The following is an 8884-nucleotide window of genomic DNA, read 5'->3' on the forward strand; positions in this document are numbered from 1 at the left end:
AATTAATTAAATTCAAATTGGTAAAGTAAGTCCACTGCCTGATCGAGACCATTCACTGCTTCGATATATAAATTCTTCATCAGGCGATAACGTACGGTAAACTCATCCACATCATTAAATAAACCAACGCCGTATTTCACTTGTAGTCCTGGCGCGATATAACCACTAACTGTCACTTGTGAATCATCGCCAGACCCAGCAGTCGATAAGCTAAGATCTTTAATACCAACCGCTTCACCTACATCACCAACAAGTTGACCGCTTTGCGCCAGCCCCATACCTATCAATGCCGTCGTCATCGCATTACTCGACCCTCCCTCATTTTCACTATCAAGGTTATGACCCGTTAAGATATATGACAATGCATTTTGTTGTGGCATCGCAGGATCAGAGAAAATACTCACTTCAGGTTTATCTGCAGAACCAGTTACCTTAACTCCCGCAATAACATCATCTTCAACATTATCAGGATCACGGATCGCCTCAATAGAGAGGTATGGCTGATCAGGTGGGCCATTAAATAATATCTGTCCTTTACGAATAAGTAATTCTTGCCCCAATGCTCGGTAAGAGGATCCTTTGGCAATATTCACTTCACCGTAAATCATTGGTCCTTTGCCTTCTTGGCGAACATTCAGATCACCTGATAAGCCAGCCTTTAAACCAAACGCTGATAACTTCACGTCATCACCAACATGCACCATAATATTAGTTGTAATATCAAACGGCACAGATTTCTTCGGTTCAACAGGCTCTAGGTTATCTTTTAAAATGACCTGATCTTTAGAAACCGCGATCGCAGATTTTGGTAATTGATTAACCGTAATGCGTCCCCATGGAATTCCCACCTTACCGCTAATATCTGCAGATTTAGGTGTAGCTTTAATGGTGAGATCTGGAGAGACCTTAAGAGAAACCATCGGAGGCATACTCACTTGCAACTCTTTACCATTAATATTTAATTCCGTTTTCCACGCCGCCATATCTTGCCAGTCACCAGTACCACGTAACAGCAATTGTCCATCAGGAGTATAAATATTCCCCATTAACGTTGCGTTATAACCCTTAAAGGCTAATTTGATATCAGCGTTCTGAACATCTAATGGTACTTTACGCCCTCTTGCTTCTAGCTTCGTGACTTGTAATAAACCATTCACTGCGGGATGCATGATTGGCCCCGTTATTTGCAAGTTAGTATCAACTTGACCACCAAACTGATGGTAGTCCTTAATAACAGGCTCTAAAAATGCAAGCGTAAAACGATCTAATTTCACATTGGCATTAATACGCTTATCACCTTGTAGATCAGTGATCTTAGCATTACCTGATAAATCGCCATTATTTTTAACCGCCACTAACCAATTAGCATTTAGAACATCATTTTCCATCTCAGCATTAACGGTAACTTTATCCCAGCCTAACGTTAATGGTGCATCATCGGTATCCACTTGTTGAGTAAAACTTCCGCTCGGCATCAAAATCTGGGCTTTTACATAAGGTGCACTCTTCGGTGCCCATTTAGCGACAACATTTGCACCAAGCTCACCGTTGACGTTCATCTGCTCAGGCATAAATGATTTCAACAAATCAAAATTGAAACGCTTTATTGCTAATTGCGCATTACCCGATGCACCAGCAGTCAGATCTTGAGTTAAACAAATTCCAGCTTTCCCTTGTTTCCAACAGTGTGCACCGACTGTTGCCATTGCGGTTTTCAGATCATAACGGATAGGTGTTGGATGGTTTAGTACCCACTCACCAACAGGGGTCGTAAAGTCACCTTTTTGCAAGATCCCTTGCCAGCCTGTCTTACGATCTAATTTACCCGTTAGAAGTAACTCAGTACCTACTGGCTCTCCTTTTACTTTTACCGTTAAACGATGATCTTGCTCTGTGCCCTTAAACAACACATCCATATCATCCAACGTAACAGTATCAAATTTACCTTTTTTAGCATTTAAACTAATATCAGCTTTTAATACTGGTAATGGCGTTACGCTACCTTTCAATTTAAAAGACGCAAGGCTTGCGACTTTTTGCCAACCAAGATCATCACCTTCAAGGTCAAGTTTTATATCTGGTTCAGCCATCTTGCCAGATAACTTCACCTCACCATTAATACGACCATGCAAGTCTGCTAATGATTTAGATAAATCTGGCGCTTTAATATCAGCAACAACATTCCACGTCTTGTCTAATTCTCCTTTCGCGACTAAACCATTAGGACCATGCTTTAATGTTAATCCCTGTGTTTTAAACTTAAGATCTTTGCCTTTACCCGTCAGATCAGAAACATCAAGCTGGCCTTGAAGATCAAGTGGCTGTTTCATGATCGAGCCATTAACAGCAAGCTCTGGCAATTTAATAAACCAACCACCTTTTGCAGTTAAACCACCTGATGTATTTAACTTACCGCTTACGTTGCCTTCCGCTTCTGGCCATTGTTTACCTGGCTGAATATTGGTAAAAGCGAGCTGACCTTGCCACTTAACAAGATCTTTCCAACTTGCTTTTGCATTGCCTGTAATAGAGCCAGCTAAGGTCTCTACATTCAGTGCCGATAAGTTCACAGAATCAAGGTTACCTTTACCTTTCAAATTAAATTTCACGTTTGGCATAGGCGTGCCATTTACGTTACTTTTAGCATTAAACGTAAAGCCCTTTAAGCTACCTTTGGCGTTTATATCAGTATTGGCAACAGTAAATTCTGCTTTTTTATCAATAGGCCATTGTAAATGCTTACTTGATACCACTACATCAAAAGGAAGATTTGGATCTAGCGGCGATAATTTACCTTTAACCAACGCATCTAATTTACCTTTTAACGTCGCATCAAGTACCAATTTCGCTAATGAGCCTGATGCTTTTAAATGCAACTGATGCCCTTCAACAGGCTTCATCGATATCTTTGCATTCGCATCTAATGTGAGCGGGTAATCTCCCGTTAACGTCACATCAGCTTTCGCGGTTAAAGACGCTTGAGGTGCATTCACCTGCAACTTACCAATATTGATATCGCTGTCTTTAGCATTCGCAATCAGCTCTAATAACGAGACCTTTTGTGGCGTTTCGCCGGCTAACTCAAAGTCTTTTACCGTAAAACGCTCAATATCAAAAGACATCGGTAACACAACATCAGGCAGTTTTATTGCTTCCGCTTTTTTCGTTGATTTCGACACTGCAGCTGGCTTTTTATCATCCGCTTTAGATTGTGCTAATGCTAAATAAATCCCTTCCCAATCCGTTGGCTTTAAGGTGACATGACTGCCTTGTAAATCTGCTGCTGTAGAGAAATGCTTCCAACGCACTTTATTCGCCAATATATCTAAATCGATATCATCAAGCGTTACCTTCTCAATATGAATAGGTAATGGTATTGAAATTTCAGTTACAGGCTCTGAAGGCTGTTCCGGCTTATCCGATGCAGGTGGAAGTTCTGGCATTGAAAACTTGACACCTTGCACCCCTAGATCAGAGACACAAATCTCAGGAGTTAATAAACAGCTATCATTTAATGTTAAATTCAGCTTATTAACAGCAAGATCTATATTTCCGTCGTTATAGCGGACATTCTTAAATTCAAAACCATCAAATAAAGCACCTTGCGATTCACCAATCGACAAGGCAGGAAGTGCTTTTTGCGCTCCCCATGCTGCAACTTTAATACCAGCTGGTGTATAAAGTAGTGCAGCTACAGCAATAACTAATAATAATAATAAGGCTAATACGCCAAGTGCTATACGCTTAACCCAAATCATAATTCAGGACCTAAAGTAAAGTGGAGCTGAAATTCATCTTTGCTCAGTTTAAGGAAACCATCATTATTGCTCTTGTTCTTATCTAAGCCCCAAGCAAAATCAAGGCGAATAGGACCTACAGGTGAAACCCATCGAACACCAACTCCGACGCCACGCTTCCAATCAGGTGTAGTATTCCAAGCAGAACCATAATCATAAAATACAGCCCCCCACCAATCACCATAAACACGGTGTTGATATTCAATGCTAGAGGTTGCCATATAACGACCGCCTTCCATTTTTCCTTGGCTATTACGAGGAGAAATAGACTGATAACCATAACCTCGAAGGCTATTATCACCACCAATAAAATAACGTAACGAAGGTGGCACGTCTCGAATGCTATCACTAATAATAGCGCCGCCATCTAAACGGAAAATACCACGCTGATTTTCACCAAAACTACGAATCCAAGCATTTTTTGCTTGCACTCGAGCAAAAGTAGTATTTGATCCAACATTTTCATTAGCAAGATCAACAGAAAAATTATATTTACTCCCGCTGGTCGGGAATATTCCCCCAACGATGCTACTTTTACTGTATGACAATCCAGGCATCAAAACATTGAAAACCCCTTTTTCCTTTTTACCTTGCTCATACTTCTCCGTTAACCAACGGAGCGCAATAGTCCGATTCCATCCCGAATCTAAACGCCAGTGACGCTCAACCCCGATACCAAATTGTGTACTTATCGTATCGTGCGTATCGACATAACGAATACCACCGACAACTTGATAATAATTATTCAACACATCATCGAGTGGGATCTTATAAACCGCTTCAACTTTTGGCTCTTCTTTTGATATTTCTGATTTCAAGTAAAAGCTATGCCCTTTACTCGTAATCCACGGTTTTTTCCAATTGAATTTCAAACGAGGGCCGGTATCAGTCGAAAAGCCAATACCCGTTTCAAATTGATTTTTAACTTGTGGAGTAACAACAACGTGAATTGGGATCGCATCATCTTTACGCTCTTTGACATCTCCACCAACATAAATGGAGGAAAACCAACCAACGTTAGACAGACGTTCATTGTACTCTCCCAGCTTTGAAGCAAGGTAAGGTTCATCTTCCGTATAAGGGATCATTGAACGTAAGCGGTTATCATCAATTTGGCTTCCCTGAAAAGTTGTTTCACCAAAGGTATAACGTCGACCTGAATCAAAATTAATATTGATAAAGACCTCATTACGACTAGGCACCACTTCTAATGTACTTTTCGTTAGTTCAGCATCAAAATAACCGCGTCGAAGTGCTAAACTCATTAATGATGCTTTAAAAGCCTCATATTTACCTTGATTAAGCGGTTCACCTAGCCCTAAACCACTGCTTTTTACTAATGACATAAAAGCAGGATCATTTTTAGCATCACCTGTAATAATCAGATTACTTTTACTAATATGCGCTCGTGGACCTTGATCAACGGTAACCACAATTTTCGTTTTAGAGCCACTGCCCGAGACTTGATAATCAAACTTTGGCTGGTAATAGCCTAATGCCTGCAGTGCGTCGCTAATTTCATTTAATACCAGATCTTTAAAGCGCAATGTCGCACTGTAATCATCCTTTGATAACGCAGAAAGATAAGCATCAACATTATCTTCTACTTTTCCATCCAAGCCTTTAATCTTCAATGAAGAGGCCATAACTGGACTCGATAGCACCAAAGCAAATGATGTCACACCCAACCATTTAAAAACTTTATTCATTCTATTGTGCTTCTTTGCGAAATTTAGAATTAATTACGAACCCATTTTGACAAAGCTATAAGTAACTTCCAACCTTTGCCATCTGAAAATTTATGAATATTGAACCGAATAGAATTTTGAGCCATTTTCAGCTACCTATTTATAAATATTAACAAAATGAATCTAAAAAAAAGTAACTTAAGGTCAATGAACTTAAGAAAAACAATGCCTCAACAGTAATAGAATGCAATCTTTTTTAATAGAAGTAATAAGTCCCATTCTAAATCTAAGCTATAACTTCATTGCCAGTATTATAGCCTGTTGGAATTATTAAGAATTATCACGAAGTAAAGATAGTACTTAAAACGGTTCAAACTACTTTCAGCAACTAAAACAACTGTAGAACAATTAATAACTTTTTTTTGAGAAAAGATAATTTAATACAGCTCTTTAACTTGATACATGACAATGGAGGGAGTACATCTGTGTTGTCATATGGCAGGATCAAGTTCCCAGTTAGCCGAAAACAGAAAAAGTGATACTTATATCTGACTCGTATTCCACAAATAAAGATAATTTAGAGAGAAATACGCTAAATTTTAGTAATTACACAACTATTCCTGATAGTATTTGAATCTCTTTATTCACCTCAGTTAATACATTTAATGCTTTTAAATCACCAGACTTAGGTGGTAATAATCGTCCACTATCAAATTCAAAGCCACCTACACCCATAATAAAAATACGACCTCGAAAGTAGCTTTTTACATAACGAGCCACTTGGTTTGGTCGGTAAATTTTAAAGATTCTAAGCATATTGTCCTCACTCAACGGTTACAGATATAGACCGCAAATCGATGACTTTGTTTCATCACATCAAAACTTAATGCAAACAGTCTGCCATATTCCAATAAATACGAAATTTGTAACAATAATGATCGACTTAGAGCTCAAATATTAACTTCTGGTACTACCAGATCAAAGAAGATTAACTATCATAATCACAAATCAGACTAAAAAGAGGCCACACATGAAATTGAAAGCAACCTTTATCCTACTTGCAGCTTTAGTACCTTCAATCAGCTTTGCTACCAATATCAAACCAGGTGATTCATTACCTGGTGTTACTGTTACCAATAAAGGTGAACTTGTTTTAAAAGATAAGTCGATAAGTTACCATTCATGGAGAAGTACAAAGCTAACAGGCAAAATGCGTATAGTATTCGCAATAGCTGGACGTAGTGCAGCCAAAGAGCTTAACGCACCACTTGTTGCTGCTATTTCTGCCGCAAAATTTCCGGAAAATGAGTACCAAACGACAACGATTATTAACCAAAATGATGCGATGTGGGGAACTGGTTCTTTTGTAAAATCAGCAACAGAAGATAGTAAACGTGAATACCCATGGTCATCAATAGTGCTGGACAGCAATGGAATTGTTCAAAAAACATGGGATCTAAGAAAGGAAAGCTCTGCCGTATTTGTAGTAAATAAGGATGGTAAAGTCGTATTCGCCAAAGAAGGCAAACTGACACCTAGTGAGATTAAAGAAGTGATCGGTTTAGTGAGTAAAAATTTATAATGACACTTTAGTCACCTCTCTGGGTGGCTAAGGTTTTTTCAAAGTAATAAAGAAACGATAGCTATAGTCGATATACTATTTACTAAAAAACCAAAGCAAGTAACTCACGATCGTTGAATAACCAATGACTAAAATAAGATCAGTAATATATCGATTCAATTTTTTCATAGGATGCTCCGTAATCATCACTTATTTTAATTTAACACAAAGATAACATCTCATTGTGTTCGTTACTAATCATGAGATCAAGATAACAAAAATGAGTTAATTATTGGTTAAGAGAATGAAAGAAGTATGACTAATAAAGTAGAGAATATAGATAAACCAATAGAAAATAGTCGAGCGCTTGGGGTATTAAAGACATTCACCGACAGTAAAAAAAAAATAAAAAGCATCGCAGAAAAATATGCTATCGATGGAGAAATTAACAATACTCAAGAGAGGACTTTAAAAGAAAGATTACAAGTTCGTCTTCAACAACAACAACAACAACAACAATCAAATTTAGAGCAGATCATAAAACAAGCCTATAACCAATGTAATGATGAGACAGCGAGAGATCCTGATCCTGATTGGTTAGTAAGATTTATAGAAATGGCTCAACAAATTCATACTCCATCCATGCAAAAACTGTGGGCAAAAATTCTAAAACAAGAGATCATTCAACCAGGCTCTGTATCTCTTCGCACCTTAAAAATACTCTTATCAATGACACATCGAGAAGCCGCTCTATTTCAAAAAGTCCTGACTCTTACTTGTTGTATTGGTAACGATAAAAATAAAAAACTTCTCACAAGTATAAAACAGCGAACAAACAGCTTTAGTTTTCACAGAAGCCACCAAACACATATTGACTATAACCAATACCATTTACCTTATTCGTCTATTTTAATTTTAACTGAACTTGGGCTTCTATTAAGCACAGAGCTAGAAACAAACCTAATAAGTTACACTGATAAACTCAATTTCAACTACCATACAGAGTCTTACAGCTTATCACCCATCAAAAAAGGGACGTCTTTTACCTATTATCGTTTATCACCAATAGGACAGGAATTAGCCCAATTAATTGGTCCACAGACTAATGATGAATATCAAGAGCAACTAAATGAACTACTTTTAAAATATTTTACGGTAGCCCACCAATACTGATTAATTTTAAATACATAACCTGAATTTTTTAACTCAGCTTTTTAATCAATGTTGAAGCGGGCTGAACTTGAATTTACCTGAAATAGCAGGCAGCTAGCTTCTCAATATAAAGCACCTAACTCACTACCCTATAATGATCATTTTCTACAGACGAAAAAAAACCTGAATCTTTCGATTCAGGTTTCTCTAATAAAGTGGCGGAGCGGACGGGACTCGAACCCGCGACCCCCGGCGTGACAGGCCGGTATTCTAACCAACTGAACTACCGCTCCACACGGAGATAAAACTTTCGTTTTATCCGATATCCGTAGTTCAAAACGAATATCTTAAATTTGAAGCCTGGCGATGTCCTACTCTCACATGGGGAGGCCCCACACTACCATCGGCGCTATTACGTTTCACTGCTGAGTTCGGCATGGGATCAGGTGGGTCCATAACGCTATGGTCGCCAAGCAAATTCGGTTTATTTATTGTCATTCGACAATAAATAGCAATCTGGGAAAGTAACTAGTGTTCTCTACACGTTCAAGTGTACTTAGAGTCCGTATAAAACCCCTTGGGTGTTGTATGGTTAAGCCTCACGGGCAATTAGTATCGGTTAGCTCAATGCCTCACAGCACTTACACACCCGACCTATCAACGTTGTAGTCTTCAACAACCCTTTA

5 protein-coding genes, 1 tRNA gene and 2 rRNA genes are annotated in these 8884 nt (G+C 38.5%); 2 read left to right on the top strand and 6 right to left on the bottom strand.

Annotation, left to right across the window (positions count from 1 at the left end; translation table 11 throughout):
* Nucleotides 1-2: 2 nt before the first annotated feature.
* The 3 genes from tamB to CTN01_RS17095 all read right to left on the bottom strand — a co-directional run bounded on the left by tamB (nt 3) and on the right by CTN01_RS17095 (nt 6301).
* On the bottom strand, nt 3-3758 hold the full coding sequence (tamB, locus tag CTN01_RS17085; RefSeq protein WP_045148747.1) for an autotransporter assembly complex protein TamB: 3756 nt from the start codon (nt 3756-3758) through the stop codon (nt 3-5).
* A complete protein-coding gene (tamA, locus tag CTN01_RS17090) occupies nt 3755-5506 on the bottom strand; it encodes an autotransporter assembly complex protein TamA (protein WP_045148749.1) in 1752 nt (583 codons plus the stop codon). The genes tamB and tamA overlap by 4 nt, the downstream gene beginning before the upstream one ends.
* A 585-nt stretch (nt 5507-6091) precedes the next feature.
* Entirely contained in the window at nt 6092-6301 is a 210-nt protein-coding gene (locus CTN01_RS17095) for a DUF1107 domain-containing protein (RefSeq protein ID WP_005369934.1), read from the bottom strand.
* Between the two features lie 214 nt (nt 6302-6515).
* Between CTN01_RS17095 and CTN01_RS17100 the strand changes: the two genes are divergently transcribed.
* Nucleotides 6516-7067, top strand: a complete 552-nt coding sequence (locus tag CTN01_RS17100) for a YtfJ family protein (RefSeq protein ID WP_045148750.1) — start codon at nt 6516-6518, stop codon at nt 7065-7067.
* Between the two features lie 294 nt (nt 7068-7361).
* Nucleotides 7362-8219, top strand: coding sequence for a TIGR03899 family protein (locus CTN01_RS17105; protein WP_107188516.1), 858 nt, complete (start codon nt 7362-7364; stop codon nt 8217-8219).
* A 195-nt stretch (nt 8220-8414) separates the two neighbouring features.
* Here CTN01_RS17105 and CTN01_RS17110 read toward each other — a convergent pair.
* The 3 genes from CTN01_RS17110 to CTN01_RS17120 all read right to left on the bottom strand — a co-directional run.
* Nucleotides 8415-8491: transfer RNA gene (locus tag CTN01_RS17110), tRNA-Asp, on the bottom strand.
* 65 nt (nt 8492-8556) lie between these two features.
* A 5S ribosomal RNA gene (rrf, locus tag CTN01_RS17115) occupies nt 8557-8672 on the bottom strand.
* A gap of 114 nt (nt 8673-8786) precedes the next feature.
* Nucleotides 8787-8884, bottom strand: a 23S ribosomal RNA gene (locus CTN01_RS17120); the annotation flags it as partial.

The organism is Photobacterium angustum (assembly GCF_003026365.1).
In the GTDB taxonomy this organism is placed as follows: domain Bacteria; phylum Pseudomonadota; class Gammaproteobacteria; order Enterobacterales; family Vibrionaceae; genus Photobacterium; species Photobacterium angustum.